This window comes from Pantoea eucrina (assembly GCF_020079945.1).
GTDB classification, from domain to species: Bacteria; Pseudomonadota; Gammaproteobacteria; order Enterobacterales; family Enterobacteriaceae; genus Pantoea; species Pantoea eucrina.
On record NZ_CP083448.1, the window covers coordinates 3,368,776 to 3,389,240 of the forward strand.

Sequence of the window (20,465 nt, forward strand, 5' to 3'; positions counted from 1 at the left end):
GAATGGTATGGCTATGACTTATCATCTGGACGTGGTCAGCGCGGAGCAGCAGATGTTCTCCGGTCTGGTACAGCGTATCCAGGTGTCAGGTAGCGAAGGCGAGCTGGGTATCCACCCGGGCCACGCCCCGCTGCTGACCGCCATCAAGCCTGGCATGATTCGCATCGTGAAGCAGCACGGCGACGAGGAGTATATCTACCTCTCCGGCGGCGTGCTGGAAGTACAGCCGGGCAGCACGACCGTTCTGGCCGACACCGCGATTCGTGGTGAAGACCTTGACGAAGCGCGCGCGCTGGAAGCGAAACGTAAAGCAGAAGAGCACATGAACAGCAGCCATGGCGACGTGGACTATGCTCAGGCCTCTGCAGAGCTGGCGAAAGCTATCGCGAAACTGCGTGTCATCGAGCTGACCAAAAAAGCGATGTAATCAGGCTTTATGCGTCATGAAATGCCAGCCCTCCGGGGCTGGCATTTTTTTTGCGCGGCGTCCGGCATACCCGTTGTTATGCACCCTCCCTGGCTCCCCTTTCCGTTTTCCTCTGGTTGTCTAATTTCGCCATGAGAAAAATGTAGTAATCTCAGGGGTAAACCTTACACTTTCGAAAGTTAAATTGAGTCTGGAAAATTATGTCTGTAAGCGCAATGAGTGTGGTGATCCTGGCCGCTGGCAAAGGCACCCGTATGTATTCCGATCTGCCTAAAGTTCTGCACACGCTGGCAGGTAAACCCATGGTGCAGCATGTTATTGATGCCGCCACCGGGCTTGGTGCCCGGCAGGTTCACCTGGTCTATGGTCACGGGGGGGAACTGTTGCAGCAGAAGCTGGCGCACAACGCCCTGAACTGGGTGCTGCAGGCGGAACAGCTCGGTACCGGGCACGCCATGCAGCAGGCGGCGCCCTTCTTTGCGGATGACGAAGATATTCTGATGCTGTATGGCGATGTCCCGCTTATCTCGCAGACAACGCTGCAGCAGCTGCGCGCGGCGAAACCTGAAGGCGGCATCGGGCTGCTGACCGTGGTGCTGGATAACCCCACCGGCTACGGCCGCATCGTGCGCGAAGATATGACCGTGACCGGCATTATTGAGCAGAAAGATGCGTCTCCTGAGCAGCTGGCTATTCAGGAGATCAATACCGGTATCCTGATAGCCAACGGCGGCGATCTCCGGCGCTGGCTGGCACAGCTCGACAACAATAACGCACAGGGTGAGTTCTATATCACCGATATCATCGCGATGGCGCATCAGGAAGGCCGCGTAATTAATACCGTTCATCCGGCGCGTATCAGTGAAACGGAAGGTGTAAATAATCGTCTGCAGCTGGCTACGCTGGAGCGCACTTTTCAGCAGGAGCAGGCGGAAAAACTGCTGCTGGCGGGCGTGATGCTGCGCGATCCGGCGCGTTTTGACCTGCGTGGTACGCTGGCGCACGGGCGCGACGTGGAAATTGATATCGGCGTCATCATTGAAGGTGATGTCACGCTGGGCAACCGGGTAAAAATTGGCGCCGGCTGCGTGATCAAAAACAGCGTTCTGGGCGATGACTGTGAGATCAGCCCTTATTCTGTCATCGAAGATGCGACGCTGGCCGCCGCCTGCACGGTCGGGCCGTTTGCCCGGCTGCGTCCTGGCAGCGAACTGGCTGAACAGGCGCACGTCGGCAACTTTGTGGAAATGAAAAAGGCCACGCTCGGCAAAGGCTCCAAAGCGGGCCATCTTTCCTACCTGGGTGATGCGGAAATAGGGGCGGGCGTTAACATCGGCGCCGGCACTATTACCTGCAACTATGATGGCGCTAACAAGTTTAAAACCATCATTGGCGATAACGTCTTTGTGGGATCGGATACGCAGCTGGTGGCACCGGTCACTGTTGCCACAGGCGCCACTATCGCTGCCGGTACTACGGTGATGAAAGATGTTACCGCCGCCGATCTGGTCTACAACCGCAAAGAACAGCAGCAGAAAGCGGGCTGGCAGCGCCCGGTGAAGAAAAAATAAATTTTAAGGGCCGGCAAAGATCGGCCCGTTTAGCAGTGCCATAACGATATCCCCACTCTCTACAAGGCTCGGGGAACCGGCGCAGCCGGAAATCAGGTCAGATGACAACGCAATGGCCGAAAGCCATGAAGTCAGGAAACGAATATGTGTGGAATTGTTGGAGCAGTAGCGCAGCGTGACATTGCAGAGATCCTGCTGGAAGGTCTGCGTCGTCTGGAGTATCGCGGTTATGACTCAGCCGGTCTGGCGGTCGTCGATCGTCAGGGGCACGTGACGCGTCTGCGTCGCGTTGGCAAAGTGGCTAATCTGGCGGAGGCCGCAGATCAGCAGCCGCTGATTGGCGGTACCGGTATTGCCCACACCCGCTGGGCCACGCACGGTGAACCTTCTGAGGCAAATGCGCATCCGCACGTCTCAGAGCAGATCATCGTGGTGCATAACGGCATTATCGAAAACCATGAGCCGCTGCGCGCGCAAATGATCGAACGTGGCTACCATTTTGCCTCCGAGACGGACACCGAAGTGGTGGCGCATCTGGTGCACTGGGAGCAGAAGCAGGGCGGCACGCTGCGTGAGGTTATTCTGCGCGTGATCCCTCAGCTGCGCGGTGCTTACGGCATGGTCATCATGGACAGCCGTGATCCGTCGGTGCTGGTGGCCGCGCGCTCCGGCAGCCCGCTGGTGATTGGCCGTGGCGTGGGCGAGAACTTTATCGCATCCGATCAGCTGGCGCTGCTGCCGGTTACCCGCCGCTTTATTTACCTGGAAGAGGGGGATATTGCCGAGGTTACCCGCCGTGAAGTCACTATCATCGATCGCGAAGGCCATCAGGTCCAGCGCGCGGAGATCGAATCAAACGCGCAGTATGACGCGGGCGATAAAGGTATCTATCGCCACTATATGCAGAAAGAGATCTACGAGCAGCCCAACGCTATCAAAAATACGCTGGCGGGCCGCTTCCACGACGGGATTGTCGATCTGCGCGAACTGGGTGAGCATGCAGAGTCGCTGCTGAGCAAAGTAGAGCATATCCAGATCATCGCCTGCGGCACCTCCTACAACTCCGGTATGGTATCGCGCTACTGGTTTGAATCACTGGCGAATATCCCGTGTGACGTTGAGATCGCCTCTGAATTCCGCTACCGCAAATCCGCAGTTCGCAAAAACAGCCTGCTGATCACCCTGTCGCAGTCGGGTGAAACCGCCGATACGCTGGCGGCGCTGCGCCTCTCCAAAGAGCTGGGTTATCTTGGCTCACTGGCTATCTGTAACGTCGCCGGCTCTTCGCTGGTGCGCGAATCCGATCTGGCGCTGATGACCAAAGCGGGCACGGAAATTGGCGTGGCTTCCACCAAAGCCTTTACCACGCAGCTGACGGTACTGCTGATGCTGGTGGCAAAACTGGGTCGTCTGCACGGCATGAAGCCGGAAACGGAGCATGAGATTGTGCACGCGCTGCAGGCGCTGCCAAGCCGTATTGAGCAGATGCTGGCGCAGGATAAGATCATCGAGAGCCTGGCAGAAGATTTCTCTGACAAGCATCATGCGCTGTTTCTTGGCCGCGGCGATCAGTACCCGATCGCCATGGAAGGCGCGCTTAAGCTCAAAGAGATCTCCTATATTCATGCCGAAGCCTACGCGGCCGGTGAGCTGAAGCACGGCCCGCTGGCGCTGATCGATGCCGATATGCCGGTGATCGTGGTCGCACCTAACAATGAGCTGCTGGAAAAGCTGAAATCCAACATTGAAGAGGTGCGCGCGCGCGGCGGCCTGCTCTATGTCTTCGCCGATGGCGATGCGGGTTTCAGCGACAGTGAAGGGATGAAAATCATTTCACTGCCGCATGTTGAGGAAGTGATTGCCCCTATCTTCTACACCGTGCCGCTGCAGATGCTCTCTTATCATGTGGCGCTGATCAAAGGCACCGACGTGGACCAGCCGCGTAACCTGGCAAAATCGGTTACCGTTGAGTAATCGCTAAGCCGGGCGGGCCTGCAACGGGCCCGCCCGGTTTTTATCCTCGTCATAAAACTGTCATATTTCGTACATTTCGCTGTCATCAAACTGTCCTATTTTCCCTCCAGCAGCAATCACTGACTCCAACTAAAACGGCGTTAAGCCTGATTTATACTCCCCCGGAGGGAACATGACACTGATGCGTAGCACCGTAGCCCGAATCCTCGCCGCCACTTTCGCCGTCAGCGCAGTTTCTGCGTTTGCCGCCACCGATCTGACCGGCGCTGGCGGGACCTTCCCGGCCCCGGTTTATGCCAAGTGGGCAGCAGAGTATCAGCAGGCCACCGGTAGCAAAATCAACTATCAGGGGATCGGCTCTTCGGGTGGCGTAAAGCAGATCATCGCAAAAACCGTGGATTTCGGTGCTTCTGATGCGCCGATGAAAGAGGAAGATCTGCAGAAAAATGGCCTGTTCCAGTTCCCGACCGTTATCGGTGGCGTGGTGCTGGCCGTTAACATTCCGGGTGTGAAGTCGGGCGAGCTGACGCTCGATGGCAAAACCGTAGGTGACATCTACCTCGGCACCATCAAAAAATGGAACGATCCGGCGATCGCTAAGCTGAACCCGAACCTGAAACTGCCTGACACCAATATCAACGTCGTGCGCCGCGCTGACGGCTCCGGTACCTCCTTTGTGTTTACCAGCTATCTGACCAAAGTGAACACGGACTGGGCAAGCAAAATAGGCAAAGGCAACACCGTTAACTGGCCAACAGGCCTTGGCGGTAAAGGCAACGATGGCGTGGCCGCTTTCGTGCAGCGTCTGCCGGGTTCAATTGGCTATGTCGAATACGCCTACGCGAAACAGAACAACCTGACCTACACCAAACTGCTGGATGCGGATGGCAAGCCGGTGGCCCCGAGTGAAAGCAGCTTTGCCAACGCCGCCAAAGGCGCTGACTGGAGCAGCTCGTTTGCTCAGGACCTGACGTTCCAGAAAGGTGACGACGCGTGGCCGATCGCCTCCACCACCTTTATCCTGATTTACAAAGATCAGGCTAATGCGGAGAAGGGCGCAGAAGTGCTGAAGTTCTTTGACTGGGCCTATAAAGGCGGCAGCAAAACCGCCACGGCGCTGGATTACGCAGCGCTGCCGGAGAGCGTAGTGACGCAGATCCGTGCGGCATGGAAAGCGAATATCAAAGACAGCAGCGGCAAAGCGCTCTGGCAGTAAGCCATTGTCAGGCTCGGCTACTGGCTGAGTATCCCGGGGGCGGCCGCCTGGTCGCCCTGCATATCCTCTGAGAACCGAGAATTTTATGGCTGCTACCAAGCCGGCATTCAAAGCACCGGGTAAGCAAGGCGACATGATTTTTGGCGCGCTGGTTAAACTCTCTGCGCTGATTGTCCTGCTGCTGCTGGGTGGCATTATTGTCTCCCTGATCGTCTCCTCCTGGCCCAGCATTCAGAAGTTTGGCTTCGCCTTTCTCTGGACCAAAACCTGGGATGCACCAAACGAAGAGTTTGGCGCACTGGTGCCGATTTACGGCACGCTGGTGACCTCACTGATCGCATTAATCATCGCGGTACCGGTAAGCTTCGGGATCGCACTGTTTCTGACCGAGCTGGCACCCGGCTGGCTGCGTCGTCCGCTGGGCACCGCCATTGAACTGCTGGCGGCCATCCCGAGCATTGTTTATGGCATGTGGGGCCTGTTTATCTTCGCGCCGCTGTTTGCCGAATATTTTCAGACGCCGGTTGGCAACGTCCTCGCTAACATTCCCATCGTCGGCACGCTGTTCTCCGGCCCGGCGTTTGGTATCGGTATCCTGGCCGCAGGCGTCATCCTGGCGATTATGATCATTCCTTATATCGCCTCGGTAATGCGCGACGTCTTTGAACAGACGCCGGTGATGATGAAAGAGTCCGCGTATGGCATCGGCTGCACAACCTGGGAAGTGATCTGGCGTATCGTGCTGCCGTTTACCAAAAACGGCGTCATCGGTGGCGTGATGCTGGGACTGGGGCGGGCGCTGGGAGAGACCATGGCGGTGACCTTTATTATCGGTAACACCTACCAGCTCGACAGCGCTTCGCTGTTTATGCCTGGCAACAGTATCACCTCAGCGCTGGCTAACGAGTTTGCTGAAGCGGAATCGGGCGTGCATGTCGCTGCGCTGATGGAGCTGGGTCTGATCCTGTTTGTGATCACCTTTATCGTCCTGGCGATCTCGAAGCTGATGATCCTGCGGCTGGCAAAAAGTGAAGGGGCCCGTTCATGACCGCAATTGAAATGCAGAGCCGTACTGAGCTGGAAGCCTCGCGCCGCAAAATGCAGGCGTGGCGCAGTACAAAAAATAAAATCGCCCTGACGCTGTCGCTGCTGACCATGGCGTTTGGCCTCTTCTGGCTGATCTGGATCCTGTTCACCACGGTGACTAAAGGCATCGACGGGCTGAGCTGGTCGCTGTTTACCGAATCAACGCCGCCGCCCAACACCGCCGGCGGCGGGCTGGCAAATGCGCTGGCGGGCAGCGGCCTGCTGATTTTCTGGTCCACCTTTTTCGGTACGCCGCTGGGCATTATGGCCGGGATCTGGCTGGCGGAGTATGGCCGTAAGAACTGGCTGGCAGAGGTGATCCGCTTTATCAACGACATTCTGCTCTCCGCGCCCTCTATCGTGGTCGGACTGTTTGTCTACACCATTGTGGTATCACAGATGCAGCACTTCTCCGGCTGGGCAGGCGTTGCGGCGCTGGCGCTGCTGCAGATCCCGATTGTGATCCGTACCACCGAGAATATGCTGCGGCTGGTGCCGGACAGCATGCGCGAAGCGGCATACGCGCTGGGCACACCGAAGTGGAAGATGATCTCAGCCATCACGCTGAAAGCGTCTGTTTCCGGCATCATTACCGGCGTACTGCTGGCGATTGCGCGTATCGCAGGTGAAACCGCTCCGCTGCTGTTTACCGCGCTCTCCAACCAGTTCTGGAGCACTGACATGATGCAGCCGGTGGCCAACCTGCCGGTCACTATCTTCAAGTTCGCCATGAGCCCGTTTGCCGAATGGCAAAGCCTGGCGTGGGCAGGCGTGCTGATCATTACGCTGTGCGTGCTGCTGCTGAACATTGTTGCCCGCATGATCTTCGCCAAAGGCAAACACTAATTTTCCGGCGCGGCTCTGGCGGCGCTGTATAAGAGAGATGAGCAATGAGTATGGCAACCCCTTCTGCCGGTAAAATCCAGGTGCGTAATCTGAACTTTCATTATGGTAAGTTCCACGCGCTGAAAGATATCAACCTGGATATTGCCCGCAATCAGGTCACCGCGTTTATCGGCCCGTCGGGCTGCGGTAAATCCACGCTGCTGCGTACGTTCAATAAAATGTATTCGCTCTACCCGGAGCAGCGCGCAGAAGGTGAGATCCTGCTGGATGGCGACAATATTCTCGCGTCGCACCAGGATATCGCCCTGCTGCGCGCGCGCGTCGGCATGGTATTTCAGAAGCCAACGCCGTTTCCGATGTCAATTTATGACAATATCGCCTTCGGCGTGCGCCTGTTTGAGAAGCTGTCGCGCGCGGATATGGATGAGCGCGTGCAGTGGGCGCTGACCAAAGCCGCGCTGTGGAACGAAACCAAAGACAAGCTTCATCAGAGTGGTTACAGTCTTTCCGGCGGGCAGCAGCAGCGTCTCTGCATCGCGCGCGGTATCGCTATCCGGCCGGAAGTGCTGCTGCTGGATGAGCCCTGCTCGGCGCTGGACCCGATCTCCACCGGCCGCATTGAGGAGCTGATCACCGAGCTTAAGCAGGATTACACCGTGGTGATAGTGACGCACAATATGCAGCAGGCCGCCCGCTGCTCCGATCATACGGCGTTTATGTATCTTGGCGAGCTGATTGAGTTCAGCGACACCGATACGCTGTTTACCAAACCCGCACAGAAGCAGACTGAAGATTACATCACCGGTCGTTACGGCTGATTCAGGAGAGACTCATGGATAATTTAAATCTTAATAAACATATCTCCGGTCAGTTTAATGCCGAGCTGGAGCATATTCGCACGCAGGTGATGATCATGGGCGGCATGGTGGAGCAGCAGCTCACCGACGCCATTACCGCCATGCATAATCAGGATGCGGAACTGGCACGCCGGGTGATTGAAGGCGATCAGAAGGTCAATATGATGGAGGTAGAGATTGATGAGGCGTGCGTGCGTATTATCGCCAAGCGTCAGCCTACCGCCAGCGACCTGCGGCTGGTAATGGCCATTATCAAAGCGATCTCTGAACTGGAGCGTATTGGTGACGTGGCGGAAAAAATCAGCCGCACCGCGCTGGAGAAGTTTGGTCAGCAGCATCTGCCGCTGCTGGTCAGTCTGGAGTCGCTGGGTCATCATACGGTGCAGATGCTGCATGACGTGCTGGATGCGTTTGCGCGCATGGATCTCAGCGCTGCCATCACCATCTACCGTGAAGATAAAAAAGTGGATAAAGAGTATGAAGGCATCGTGCGCCAGCTGATGACCTACATGATGGAAGATCCGCGCACGATCCCCAGCGTGCTGACCGCCCTGTTCTGCGCGCGCGCGATCGAGCGTATCGGCGATCGCTGTCAGAACATCTGCGAAATTATCTTCTATTTTGTTAAAGGGCAGGATTTCCGTCACGTTGGCGGTGACCGGCTGGATGAACTGCTCTCCGGCGACGACGGCAGCAATCGCCCTGCCTGATCCTCTCCTCCGGCTGCCTGTGCGGCAGCCATTACCATTTCTGATTGGTCACTCCGCCGCCCGCTCTTTATACTTGGCGCACTTTTTTTCGCCAGGTGCTCTTTTATGTCCCTTTCCCGCTCTGCTAAACCTGCCGTCACGCCGGCTAAAGCGATGCTGGCCGCAATCAGCGGCTACGCCATGGATGGATTTGATCTGCTGATCCTCGGTTTTATGCTGCCGGCCATCAGCGTATCGCTGGTGCTTGACCCGTCTCAGGCGGGCTCGCTGGTGACCTGGACACTGATTGGTGCAGTGATCGGCGGTATTCTGTTTGGTCACCTCAGCGATCGCTTTGGCCGGATCCGTATCCTGACCGTAACGATACTGATGTTTTCACTGTTTACCGGCCTGTGCGCGGTGGCGCAGGGCTACTGGGATCTGCTGGCGTACCGGACGCTGGCCGGAGTGGGACTGGGCGGCGAGTTTGGTATCGGTATGGCGCTGATCGCCGAAGCCTGGCCACAGGAGAAGCGCAACCGGGCATCGGCCTGGGTCGGCATCGGCTGGCAGCTCGGCGTGCTGCTGGCCGCCTTTATTACGCCGCCGCTGCTCAGCGTGATTGGCTGGCGCGGCATGTTTCTGGTGGGTATGCTGCCGGCACTGCTCTCATTCGTGCTGCGGCGCAGTATGGGAGAGCCGGAGAGCTTCACACGAGAGGTGAAAAACGTACCGGCCCTCTCGTTTACCGCCCGCATAAGGCTGCTGTTTGCTGACCGCGCCACCCGTAAAGCGAGCCTGGGTATCTTTATCCTCTGTTCGGTACAGAACTTTGGTTATTACGGTCTGATGATCTGGATGCCGAGCTATCTCTCCTCCAGCTTTGGTTTCAGCCTGACAAAATCGGGGCTGTGGACCGCGGTGACAGTAGTGGGCATGACCCTGGGTATCTGGCTGTTTGGCGTACTGGCCGATCGCTTCGCGCGCTGGAAAATTTTTCTGTTGTACCAGTTCGGTGCCGTGGTGATGGTGGTGGTCTATGCGCAGCTGCGCGATCCGACGGTCATGCTGTTTACCGGCGCCATCATGGGCATGTTTGTTAACGGCATGATTGGCGGCTATGGCGCGCTGATCTCCGATACGTTTCCGCCGCAGGCGCGTGCTACCGCGCAAAATGTACTGTTTAATCTCGGGCGCGGCGTCGGCGGTTTTGGTCCGCTGGTGATTGGCGCGCTGGCTACGCAAATTTCCTTCACCGCCGCTATTACGCTGCTGGCGCTGATTTATCTGCTGGATATTTTCGCCACGCTGTTTCTGCTGCCCAAGAAGCAAAGCAATGAGGATTCGCTGGGCGCGATAGGCTGATAGCCCGCCGTACACCAGGGGCGCATAAATGCGCCCCCTGCCGAACTTCTTCTGGGGCATTGCAGGGCGGCATTCATGCCGCCCTGGTATCAGGCGCTGCCCCCGGTTCATCAGGCAATGCCGCCGCATATCAGGGGCGCCCCCTACAGAACCTCGTTGGTTGATAACAGCGCCCAGCCGCGCGCCTGCCACAGCGCAGGCAGCTGCGCCATATCATCAAACCGCGTCACCAGCGGATGATCAATTGCGGGATTATGCGCATCGGCGCAGTAGTAAAACACCGGAATACCTGCAGCAATGCCGGCGCGAACGCCCGCTTCGGAATCATCCACCAGAATGCAGCGTTCAATCGGCACTTGCATCTGCTCTGCGGCGTGGAACATCAGCTGCGGATCGGGTTTCCATGCCTGAATGTCATAGCCGCTGTACAGGCGCTCGGTAAACCACGGCAGCATGCCGGTAAGACCCAGCGAATGCTGCATTTTCTTTACCGGTCCGTTAGAAACCACGCATACCGGAACGCGGATCCGCGCCACCAGCTCCGGTGCACCGCCGATCGGCTGCAGCTCCTGCTCAAACAGGCGCGCGACTTCAATACGATAGGCGTGCTCCACCTCTGCTACCGGCAGCGCCTGATGATACTCTTCGCTGATGTCGCGAATAATGTCGTAAAGCTTCACGCCTTTGTACCGCTCAAACATTTGCTGCAGCGACAGCGTGATGCCGTAGCGCGCAAACGTATTCACATAGCCCTGCGTGCAGATCATTTCGCTGTCGACCAGCGTGCCGTCACAATCAAAGAACACACACTCCACTGTCATCGCCCACTATCCTTCTGATAACTCTTCAGCTTTTACTCTAGCCTGGATTGCCACAGGCAGCAGCAGGCAACCGGTTGCGAAAATTCCGTGTTTTACCGCAATAAAGCCTATAGGATACGCGGCGATAAATTTTTCAGCGGAACAGCGAAATGAAGACTCAGGGCCTGCTGCAGCGCACGTTTAAACTGCAGGAACACGGGACTACGGTACGCACCGAAGTGATTGCCGGGTTCACCACTTTTCTGACGATGGTTTATATCGTCTTTGTTAACCCGCAGATCCTCGGCGCTGCCGGTATGGATACCCAGGCGGTGTTTGTCACTACCTGTCTGATTGCCGCCTTTGGCAGCATCCTGATGGGGCTGATAGCGAACCTGCCGGTTGCGCTGGCACCCGCGATGGGCCTGAACGCCTTTTTCGCATTTGTGGTGGTGGGTGCAATGGGCTACTCCTGGCAGATAGGCATGGGCGCCATTTTCTGGGGTGCGCTGGGGCTGCTGATCCTGACGTTGCTGCGCGTGCGCTACTGGATGATAGCCAATATTCCGCTCTGCCTGCGCACCGGGATCACCGCCGGTATCGGCCTGTTCATCGCGATGATGGGGCTGAAAAATGCCGGCATTATTGTGCCAAACGCGGAGACGCTGGTGGCCGTCGGCGATTTAACGTCGCACAGTGTGCTGCTGGGCGCGCTGGGCTTCTTCATTATCGCTATTCTGGCATCGCGTAATATTCACGCGGCGGTGCTGGTCTCGATTGTGATCACGACCAGCATCGGGCTTGCGCTGGGAGATGTCAGGTTCACCGGTTTCTTTGCGCCGCCGCCGTCAATCTCTGCGGTGGCGGGTGCGGTGGATATCAAAGGCGCATTCAATATCGGTATGGCAGGCGTGATCTTCTCCTTTATGCTGGTCAATCTGTTTGACTCCTCCGGTACGCTGATTGGCGTAACGGATAAAGCGGGTCTGACCGATGAAAAGGGCACCTTTCCCCGTATGAAGCAGGCGCTGTATGTGGACAGCATCAGCTCCGTCACGGGTGCGCTGGCGGGTACGTCATCGGTGACAGCCTATATTGAGAGTTCGTCTGGCGTTGCCATTGGCGGCCGTACCGGGCTGATGGCGGTCATCACCGGGCTGCTGTTCCTGCTGGCAATATTTCTGTCGCCGCTGGCGGCGATGGTGCCGGGCTATGCGGCGGCGGGCGCGCTGATCTATGTCGGTGTACTGATGACGGCATCGCTGTCGCGCGTACGCTGGGACGATCTCACCGAAGCGGTACCGGCCTTTGTCACCGCGGCGATGATGCCGTTTAGTTTCTCGATTACGGAAGGGATCGCGCTGGGCTTTATCGCCTACTGCGTGATGAAGCTGGGCACCGGACGCTGGCGTGAAATTAGCCCCTGCGTGGTGATAGTTGCGCTGCTGTTTGCACTGAAAATCGCGTTTATTGACGCGCACTGACGCTTCAGGTGGCCTGTGCGGCCACCCGATTCAGTGCTGCCGCATCTCCTGCTGCCCGGCCAGGCGTTCGCCGGGCAGACTGGTCAGGCGCAGCGTATGTGAATCCATGTTCGGCTTATTCATTTCAATATCCCGCAGCGCAATCCACTGCTGCTGCGCGTCAATCTCCCACAGTCGCAGATGCCCGGTTCCGGGTGAAAGGGCGCATGACCAGACCAGCGTCGGCTCGGCATCACAGACCGCCTGAATATCGGGAAATAGCGTGGAGCGCAACCGGCCTGATGCCGGATGCAGACGCAGCGAAGAGAGGCCCCGATCTGCTTCACCGGTCAGCTTAAGCACGCTCTGACGTAGCGTCCAGATTTGCGTGGCCGCTTCCATAAAATCCTGCTGTGCATTGATCCACGCCTTTTCACCGGAAGAGAGTTCCTGCATCAGCGCTTCCTGCGTCTGCCGGCTGTGCGCGCGGACAATCTCCATATCCAGTCCGGCACGCCCGCCTTCTTCCGCTAGCAGTACGCCGGTAATATTGCCTGTATAGGAGATGCTGAAATCAGGCAGGTTCGGATCGGCAAAGCAGGGGCGTCCGCTGCTGCTGACGCTCAGCGGTGGCAGCCGATCGATTCCGTAGATACGCAGCATCAGCTGCGCCAGCAGCTCGCGGGCAGCAAGAAAACGCGCGCGCCGCCGGTCGGGCAGACGGGCAGCGCTATCCAGCACATCCGGGGTGATGCGTGAAACCGTTACCGGCAGGGGTGTGGTGCCTGTCCAGCGCACAAAATAACCAGCCATCTGTCGCTCCGTGAAAATGGGCGAATAATCATCAGCGGCATTGTAAGAATTTTCTTAGATGTTTGCATCCGGCTTTCCCGGCAGAGCGATAAATACAGATAAGACTGAAAATCAGCGCGGGACGAGGCGGGAAAGAGACTCTGCCGGACTGACCGGCAGAGCGCAAACGGGCTGCCAGCTTTCAGGCAAAGGTGGTGGCTTCATCAAAACCGAGTCGCGTCAGGCGCGGATGCAGTTTATCTGCCTCGCCGTAGCCAAGATTGATCAGCATGTTCACCTGCCATTTGCTTTCGCTGAAGAAAGCGGCATTTACTTTGGCGGGATCAAAGCCGGACATCGGACCGGCATCCAGACCGAGCGAACGTGCGGCGAGGATAAGGTAGCCTGCCTGCAGGCTGCTGTTACGAAACGCGGTCTCTTTTGTCAGCTCCGGGCTGCTGGTAAACCAGTTGCGCGCGTCACCAAACGGAAACAGTTTTGGCAGCTGCTCAAAAAACTCCGGATCCCACGCGACAATCACCGTTACCGGCGCCGACATGGTTTTATCCACGTTGCCTGAGGAGAGGGCAGGTTTCAGCCTGGCTTTGCCTTCCGCTGAGGTCACAAATACAAAGCGGCCTGGTGAACAGTTAGCGGAGGTCGGGCCCAGAGCCGTCAGGGTATAAAGCTCCTGCAGCAGCGCCTGTGAAACCGGCTTATCCTGCCAGTGGCTGTGGGTGCGGGCGTCAGTAAACAGCGCATCAAGCGCCGCGCTGTCGAGCGGTGTACTCATGTTTTTCTCCTGTTCAGGCTGCGATGCAGGCCCGATTTTTAGCATGAATAATAGAGGCTGCGCTTAACGCAGCCTCTATCGTTATACTGTAAAGGAGAAAGGGAGCCAAATAACAAAGATGTATGATCGACTGGCAAAGAGCAGTACGCGCTTATTTCCCGTGCATCAGGGGTTCAGCTGAGCTACAGGCATCCCGGCTTATCGGAAATTTATTCCCAGCCCGCTATCAGTCTGGCTGAACGGGCTTTCAGGCCTTCCAGAATGGCGCTGCTGTTGGCATCGGGAAAGCCAGCCGGCAATTGCCGGGTCACACGCTCAATAACAACATCAACAGAGTTAGCCAGTTCTGTCAGGATCTCTTCCATAACAGAACGCTCAAACCCCACAGCTTTCGCCGTTTGGAAAAAATGGCGCGGGAATATCTGCTCAATGGCGTATTTTTTCCCCTTGCTGCTTGTCAGGCCCATAGCGAGCCTGGCGTCTCTTCGATTGAGGCCCCGGCCGCCAAACACTGGATAGACAGACAAGATGTCGTAAAAAGGAGTCAGGCGAAAACGCCCTTCCGGTTCAATAAAGACCGAGAAGTTTTTTGCATGGCCATCGGTGGCCGCCAGCAGCCAGAATAATACTTGCGCCTTCATAAAGTGATAACGATCCTGCTCTGCGTTGGCTGAACCCAGCAGAGTTTGCATTATATCGCCTATGCCAGGGCCGCCCTGATTTTCATATTTCCGTGCTGAAGGAACATTTAACACCTGACAAAAATCTTCCTGGGGCAGCCGCATTATCCAGCTACCATCCGAGGCATACCGGCGGTCAAACCGTTTCACAGCCAATGCTTTGATATCATTGATATGCAATATAAAGCAATCAGGGACCGGTAAACCGAACTCTTTTGCCAGTTGCGTGCAGAGAAATTCGTTTTCGACGCTGTCTGACAAGTCGAGACTGTATGAGTGGCTCTCTATCTTGCCGATAGGCAATTTGAGAATATGGGTTGTAGGCGAGGTTCCTCTGGGCTGGCACCAGCAATCATTGCTGAACAGCAAGGCAGTTTTCTCCTGTGCGCCTGCCAGCGATATGCGAAAGTCGTCAATTTCTTCAATCATGCCCAGGGGCGCGCCAGCTTTATAGCCTGTGAGTATTTTGGCCAGATCCCGGTCAGACAATGCTTTGTAGTCGATGGTGCGAATGTCGCCCGGCGCGGCATCTTTAGGTAGCAGTTGTAGCGCGCCAACAGTATCGGCACCGATTCGTGCCAAAAGGTCGAAGGGCTGGGTTGAGTCTGCGTTATAGCGGGCCAGGATTCGGCCTCTGATCTCCGGGTTATCTGGCAATAGATTATCGAAGAAGTTATAAACCTCATTGCCCTGATAAGGCTGTCGCCGCAAGGGCATGGAAAGTGATACAGGACGGCTGCCGGTCTGATTAAGCCAGGCCTCAGCATATTGAAATGCATGAGCACCGGTCCCGGCACGGCTAAAAACACCCACCTTATAGCCATTCATGTAGACATCCAGTTCAGCCATTACCACTCCTCTTTCCAGCCTTCAGAGCTTTGGGTATCGCTGCCTTTGGGTTTCACCTCCAGCTCCAGCTCCAGTGCTGACAATATCCTGAAAAAAGTTTCCAGCCTGCTGGTGCCTGGCTGGAGTTCAAAGCTGGATACGGTGTCCTGGCGAATCCCTACCTTGCTGGCCACTTTTCCCTGAGACAGTTTTTTTGACAGACGAACATCTCGCAGGTGAGCGCTGAGCTGGCTGACATTAATAATCTTCATATCGTGGCATCCTGTTAATCGGATGATTTTAATTTACACGCTTAAGCAGGTAAATCAAAGCTTACACGCTATAGCGTGTAAGAAAATTCATGCATGTTATGGTGGGTAATTAGTTGCTGACTGTTATAAACAGTAGCCAGATTATGGACACCCTGGTCAGGAATCGCTTCTGGAAATATTCAAAAAGCAGACCTTATGGAAATTTAAAAGATTGAGGGGAGGGGGTTACCAGTCTCATATCCAGAGAGACGCCTGATGCAGATACCGTTAGGTATCAGAATCAGGCACGAACATTCAAAATAATATTATTATATTCAATTGTTTATTCTATTTTCAGCTATTTCTCGCCGTATTATTTCCCGATACAGAAGCTGGAGAAGATACGGCCCAGCAGATCGTCAGAGGTAAACTCGCCGGTAATTTCGCTGAGCGCCTGCTGTGCCAGCCGCAGCTCTTCCGCGAGCAGCTCACCCGCCCACGCGCCCAGCAGCTGCGCTTTCCCCTGCTGCAGATGCGTGGCGGCACTCTCCAGCGCCTGCAGATGGCGACGGCGCGCAAGGAATCCGCCTTCTATATTGCCGGCAAAGCCCATGCTCTGTTTCAGATGATCGCGCAGCGTTTCCACACCGTCGCCGGTCCGGGCTGAAAGGCGGATTAGCGCATGGCCGTTCATCTCATTCAGCCCCAGGATCTCACCGGTCATATCCGCTTTGTTACGCACCACGGTAATGGGCAGCGCCGCCGGTAAGCGTGCCACAAAGTCGGGCCAGATAGCCGCCGCTTCGGTGGCGTCCGTTGTGGTGCCATCGACCATAAACAGCACCCGATCGGCCTGTTCAATCTCCTGCCAGGCGCGCTCGATGCCGATGCGCTCGACTTCATCACTGGCTTCGCGCAGTCCGGCGGTATCAATGATATGCAGCGGCATTCCATCAATATGGATATGTTCGCGCAGGACATCGCGCGTGGTGCCGGCAATGTCGGTAACGATAGCCGCTTCGCGTCCCGCCAGCGCATTCAGCAGGCTCGACTTGCCTGCATTCGGGCGTCCGGCAATCACCACCTTCATGCCCTCACGCAGCAGGCTGCCCTGACGCGCTTCGGCGCGTACGCCATTCAGGTCGCCGATCACCGCATTAAGCTGCGCTTCAATCTTACCGTCGGAAAGAAAGTCGATCTCCTCATCCGGAAAATCGATAGCGGCCTCAACATAGATGCGCAGGTGGGTCAGCGCCTCCACCAGCGCATTTACGCGCTGTGAAAACACGCCCTGCAGCGAGTTCACTGCCGAGCGCGCCGCCTGTTCCGAGCTGGCATCAATCAGATCGGCAATCGCCTCAGCCTGCGCCAGATCGAGCTTGTCATTCAGAAACGCGCGCTCCGAAAACTCACCTGGCTGCGCAATACGCAGGCCGGGCAGGGCGACAATACGTTTCAGCAGCAGGTCCAGAATAACCGGTCCGCCATGCCCCTGCAGCTCCAGCACATCTTCGCCGGTAAAGGAGTTCGGACCCGGAAACCACAGCGCAATGCCCTGATCCAGCACGCTGCCATCTGCATCGGTAAAGGGCAGATAATCGGCATAGCGCGGCTTTGGCAGTTTACCCAGCAGCGCCTGCGCAACGTCTGCTGCCCGGGTGCCTGAGATACGCAGTATACCGACGCCGCCGCGGCCCGGTGGGGTTGCCTGCGCAACGATAGTATCGCTGTGGCTCATGATCGTCCTCTTGCCCGCACTGTGCCGGGCTGAAAAATAGAAAAAAAACAGGGCGACATAAATGTCGCCCCTTGATTATACCTGTTGCTCAGCCGGGCTGAAGGTTACGCTTTCTTCTTATCGCGGCTGTGCAGGCCCCGTTTTTCCAGGCCGCGGTAAATCAGCTGCTGCTGGAGAATGGTGACCAGGTTGCTGACGATGTAGTACAGCACCAGACCTGCCGGGAACCACAGGAAGAAGACGGTAAAGATCACCGGCATGTAGGTCATGATCTTCTGCTGCATCGGATCGGTCACGGTGGTCGGTGACATCTTCTGAATGAAGAACATGGTGATACCCATCAGCACCGGCAGAATGTAGTACGGGTCCTGTGCAGAGAGGTCATGGATCCACAGTACAAACGGTGCGTGACGCAGTTCTACCGAGCCAGAGAGCATATAGTAGAGCGCCAGGAAGATAGGCATCTGAATCACCAGCGGCAGACAGCCACCCAGCGGATTCACTTTCTCCGCTTTGTAGAGCGCCATCATTTCCTGGCTCTGCTTCTGCTTGTCATCGCCCAGACGCTCACGCATCGCCTGAATCTTCGGCTGCAGCATGCGCATCTTAGCCATCGAGGTGTACTGCGCTTTGGTCAGCGGGTACATGATGCCGCGCACGATGAAGGTGATGACGATAATGGAGAAGCCCCAGTTACCGATAAAGCTGTGCAGGAACTTCAGCAGCTTGAACAGTGGCTGAGAGATAAACCACAGCCAGCCGTAATCCACGGTCAGGTCAAGGTGCGGCGCAATCGCAGCCATCTTATCCTGAATTTCCGGGCCGACCCACAGCGTTGCGCCCAGCGTCTGCTGTGCACCTGCACCAACGGTAACCGGCGCTGACTTATAGCCGATCGCCGCTACGCCGTTGCCGAGGTTGCTGGTATACAGGGTATTATTGCCCTGCGTACGTGGCACCCACGCCGTGGCGAAATATTGCTGCAGCATCGCAACCCAGCCGTTGCTGGTGGTGGTGCTCAGATTCTCGTTATCAGCGATGGTGTCGAACTTATATTTTTCATATTTCGCATCGCTGGTGGAGTAGGCGGCACCGCGGAAGGTGTGCAGCGCAAAGTTGTTGCTGCCCGTGTCGCGATGCTTAGGCAGGTCGATGGTCTGCTTCAGCTGGCCAAACATCGCCACTTCCAGCGGCTGCTGTGAGGTGTTATTGATGTTGTAGTCAACGTTAACCGCGAACTCGCCACGCTTGAAGATGAAGGTTTTGGTATAAACCACACCGTTTTCGCCAGTCCAGCTCAGCGGCACACGCAGCTCAGTCTGGCCATCGGCCATGTCGAAGCTATCCTGTGCGGCAGTATAGAGCGGACGCGCGCCATTGTTCGGGTTGTCCGGGCCGTTACGACCGGTCAGGCCGCTCTGCGCCTGATAAACAAATGCCGGCGTGGTTTCCAGCAGCTGGAATGGCGCGTCGGAGCCGAGTTTATCCGGGTAGGTCAGCAGCTGAGCCTGTTCAATATCACCACCGCGCGTGTTGATATTGAGTGACAGGACGTCAGTTTTAACGGTGATCGTTTTGCCCTGACCGCTGGCCGGCACGCCGGAAGTGGCGGCATCACCCGCTGCGCTGCTTGTGTTCTGCGTGGTCTGGGTCTGCTGTGGCCGCGGAGCGTGGTCCGTCTGCCAGGCTTGCCAGATCATAAAAGACACGAACAGAAAAGCGATGAGAAAGAGATTGCGTTGCGAATCCATCGTTAATGTTCTCTGGTATCAAAGGTTTTTGGCGGCACAGGATCGTCGCCACCCGGGTTTAGCGGGTGGCATTTTAATACGCGTTTAATCGTCAACCAACTGCCTTTTATCACGCCGAAACGGCGCAGGGCCTCAATCCCGTACTGCGAACAGGTGGGATGGAACCGACAATGAGGTCCCAGCAGAGGGCTGATAGCGCGTTGATAAACGCGTATCAGTGCGATCAGGAGCCGCGAGCCAGGCGACAGTGACGACGCCATAGTTTCTCCAACGCTTCCATCAGTGCCCGGTTATCGAGGTCAGCAATCCCCTTTTTCGCAACAATAACAAAATCCATCGCAGGCAGTTCATGCTGACGCAGACGAAAACTTTCCCGGGTCAATCGCTTGATCCGGTTACGTTCATGCGCGCGCTTTACATGCTTTTTAGCGACGGTAAGACCGATGCGGGGATGCCCCAGCGAATTGCGGCGGCCGAGGATGGTGATTTGCGGCGTGCCAGCCCGAAGAGGTTGCTGGAAGACGAAAGTGAAATGAGCGGGAGTTAACAAACGTAACTCCCTGGGAAATGCGAGCTGAACCACGAGGGTTAGCTTTTATTACTTAGAAACGGTCAGACGAGAACGGCCTTTAGCACGACGACGTGCCAGAACCTGACGACCATTTTTGGTTGCCATACGAGCACGGAAGCCGTGTGAACGGTTGCGCTTCAGTACGGACGGTTGAAAAGTGCGTTTCATGGCGATTTCTACCTAAACTTGAAAAATTTCACTGGGTGACGCGTTTTCGGGGCAGTAAAGCGACCGACGCCTCAATGTGTCTTTAATAAAGAGGCGGGATTGTAATAATTGTACAGTCCGGAGTCAATTTACTTCGCTGGTCGCGGGACCTGAATACCCGGAAACACCGCGATTCCGGGCATTAATGCACCACGTGCCAATGCCGGGTGGGGAATTATACGGCCTGTAAAGGAAAGCGCAAGGATCGTCCAGGATCTTCTTGCGATCGCACACGCTATCCACAGGAAAAAAAACGCGACGGCGGCTGAAAAATTCGCGTCTGCTGCGCGATCTTCGCTTGCTTTTTTGCCAGAACGGATAAACTGTTCAAAGGTTTTACACCCTGTGGATAAATTGGATCAAAACTGTGTAGAAAGGGAAGATCTCTGGTGCGCTTTGCGCTATGATCCGCCCTTCCGCTGACGATCCTCACTGCGATCGCCGGGGATGACTACCGCAGACAGCGGTCGCAGGCGCTTTCTGACCGCCTGTGTCAAAAAAGACAGTTTCTATTATTAGCGCCTGAAATTCTTATCGATTTTGTACGAGTGGAGTCCGCC

Annotated in this window: 20 protein-coding genes; 10 read left to right on the plus strand and 10 right to left on the minus strand. The window is 56.3% G+C overall.

Going from position 1 to position 20,465, the window contains the following annotated elements:
- Positions 1-7 precede the first annotated feature (7 nt).
- From LAC65_RS16020 to LAC65_RS16060, 9 genes are all read left to right on the plus strand, one after another.
- Positions 8-427, plus strand: a complete 420-nt coding sequence (locus LAC65_RS16020) for a F0F1 ATP synthase subunit epsilon (RefSeq protein WP_039381436.1) — start codon at positions 8-10, stop codon at positions 425-427.
- Between the two features lie 200 nt (positions 428-627).
- Positions 628-1,998, plus strand: a complete 1,371-nt coding sequence (gene glmU / locus LAC65_RS16025) for a bifunctional UDP-N-acetylglucosamine diphosphorylase/glucosamine-1-phosphate N-acetyltransferase GlmU (protein ID WP_039381439.1) — start codon at positions 628-630, stop codon at positions 1,996-1,998.
- 144 nt (positions 1,999-2,142) lie between these two features.
- The gene (gene glmS, locus LAC65_RS16030; protein WP_039381443.1) at positions 2,143-3,972 is read left to right on the plus strand and encodes a glutamine--fructose-6-phosphate transaminase (isomerizing); all 1,830 of its coding nucleotides are present in this window, start codon (positions 2,143-2,145) and stop codon (positions 3,970-3,972) included.
- 172 nt (positions 3,973-4,144) lie between these two features.
- Complete coding sequence (gene pstS / locus LAC65_RS16035) at positions 4,145-5,188, plus strand: phosphate ABC transporter substrate-binding protein PstS (protein ID WP_039381445.1); 1,044 nt, start codon at positions 4,145-4,147, stop codon at positions 5,186-5,188.
- 85 nt (positions 5,189-5,273) lie between these two features.
- Complete coding sequence (pstC, locus tag LAC65_RS16040) at positions 5,274-6,236, plus strand: phosphate ABC transporter permease PstC (RefSeq protein ID WP_039381448.1); 963 nt, start codon at positions 5,274-5,276, stop codon at positions 6,234-6,236.
- The gene (gene pstA, locus LAC65_RS16045) at positions 6,233-7,120 is read left to right on the plus strand and encodes a phosphate ABC transporter permease PstA (protein WP_039381450.1); all 888 of its coding nucleotides are present in this window, start codon (positions 6,233-6,235) and stop codon (positions 7,118-7,120) included. The genes pstC and pstA overlap by 4 nt, the downstream gene beginning before the upstream one ends.
- Before the next feature lie 44 nt (positions 7,121-7,164).
- On the plus strand, positions 7,165-7,938 hold the full coding sequence (gene pstB, locus LAC65_RS16050; RefSeq protein WP_039381453.1) for a phosphate ABC transporter ATP-binding protein PstB: 774 nt from the start codon (positions 7,165-7,167) through the stop codon (positions 7,936-7,938).
- 14 nt (positions 7,939-7,952) lie between these two features.
- Positions 7,953-8,687: a phosphate signaling complex protein PhoU gene (gene phoU / locus LAC65_RS16055; RefSeq protein WP_039381456.1), complete on the plus strand. Its 735-nt coding sequence runs from the start codon at positions 7,953-7,955 to the stop codon at positions 8,685-8,687.
- Positions 8,688-8,792: 105 nt separating this feature from the next.
- Positions 8,793-10,031, plus strand: coding sequence for an MFS transporter (locus LAC65_RS16060; protein ID WP_039381458.1), 1,239 nt, complete (start codon positions 8,793-8,795; stop codon positions 10,029-10,031).
- Between the two features lie 143 nt (positions 10,032-10,174).
- Here the strand turns inward: LAC65_RS16060 and yieH are convergent, their stop codons facing one another.
- The gene (gene yieH / locus LAC65_RS16065; protein WP_039381461.1) at positions 10,175-10,852 is read right to left on the minus strand and encodes a 6-phosphogluconate phosphatase; all 678 of its coding nucleotides are present in this window, start codon (positions 10,850-10,852) and stop codon (positions 10,175-10,177) included.
- 149 nt (positions 10,853-11,001) lie between these two features.
- On the opposite strand from yieH, the gene LAC65_RS16070 reads away from it, so the two are divergent.
- Positions 11,002-12,315: an NCS2 family permease gene (locus tag LAC65_RS16070; RefSeq protein WP_039381465.1), complete on the plus strand. Its 1,314-nt coding sequence runs from the start codon at positions 11,002-11,004 to the stop codon at positions 12,313-12,315.
- Positions 12,316-12,345: 30 nt separating this feature from the next.
- Here LAC65_RS16070 and LAC65_RS16075 read toward each other — a convergent pair whose 3' ends face one another.
- The 9 genes from LAC65_RS16075 to rpmH all read right to left on the minus strand — a co-directional run bounded on the left by LAC65_RS16075 (position 12,346) and on the right by rpmH (position 19,866).
- Entirely contained in the window at positions 12,346-13,107 is a 762-nt protein-coding gene (locus tag LAC65_RS16075; RefSeq protein WP_039381469.1) for a 4'-phosphopantetheinyl transferase family protein, read from the minus strand.
- 181 nt (positions 13,108-13,288) lie between these two features.
- Positions 13,289-13,879: a malonic semialdehyde reductase gene (locus LAC65_RS16080; protein WP_039381472.1), complete on the minus strand. Its 591-nt coding sequence runs from the start codon at positions 13,877-13,879 to the stop codon at positions 13,289-13,291.
- Between the two features lie 209 nt (positions 13,880-14,088).
- Complete coding sequence (locus LAC65_RS16085; RefSeq protein ID WP_039381476.1) at positions 14,089-15,408, minus strand: type II toxin-antitoxin system HipA family toxin; 1,320 nt, start codon at positions 15,406-15,408, stop codon at positions 14,089-14,091.
- Positions 15,408-15,659: a helix-turn-helix domain-containing protein gene (locus LAC65_RS16090; RefSeq protein ID WP_039381479.1), complete on the minus strand. Its 252-nt coding sequence runs from the start codon at positions 15,657-15,659 to the stop codon at positions 15,408-15,410. Before LAC65_RS16090 ends, LAC65_RS16085 begins: the two co-directional genes overlap by 1 nt.
- 352 nt (positions 15,660-16,011) lie before the next feature.
- A complete protein-coding gene (gene mnmE, locus LAC65_RS16095) occupies positions 16,012-17,376 on the minus strand; it encodes a tRNA uridine-5-carboxymethylaminomethyl(34) synthesis GTPase MnmE (protein ID WP_039381482.1) in 1,365 nt (454 codons plus the stop codon).
- Between the two features lie 104 nt (positions 17,377-17,480).
- On the minus strand, positions 17,481-19,127 hold the full coding sequence (gene yidC / locus LAC65_RS16100; protein ID WP_039381485.1) for a membrane protein insertase YidC: 1,647 nt from the start codon (positions 19,125-19,127) through the stop codon (positions 17,481-17,483).
- Positions 19,128-19,129: 2 nt separating this feature from the next.
- A complete protein-coding gene (gene yidD / locus LAC65_RS16105) occupies positions 19,130-19,387 on the minus strand; it encodes a membrane protein insertion efficiency factor YidD (RefSeq protein WP_071668252.1) in 258 nt (85 codons plus the stop codon).
- Positions 19,351-19,710, minus strand: coding sequence for a ribonuclease P protein component (gene rnpA / locus LAC65_RS16110; RefSeq protein WP_071668251.1), 360 nt, complete (start codon positions 19,708-19,710; stop codon positions 19,351-19,353). The genes yidD and rnpA overlap by 37 nt, the downstream gene beginning before the upstream one ends.
- Positions 19,711-19,725: 15 nt before the next feature.
- Complete coding sequence (rpmH, locus tag LAC65_RS16115) at positions 19,726-19,866, minus strand: 50S ribosomal protein L34 (RefSeq protein WP_003849659.1); 141 nt, start codon at positions 19,864-19,866, stop codon at positions 19,726-19,728.
- Between the last annotated feature and the right edge of the window lie 599 nt (positions 19,867-20,465).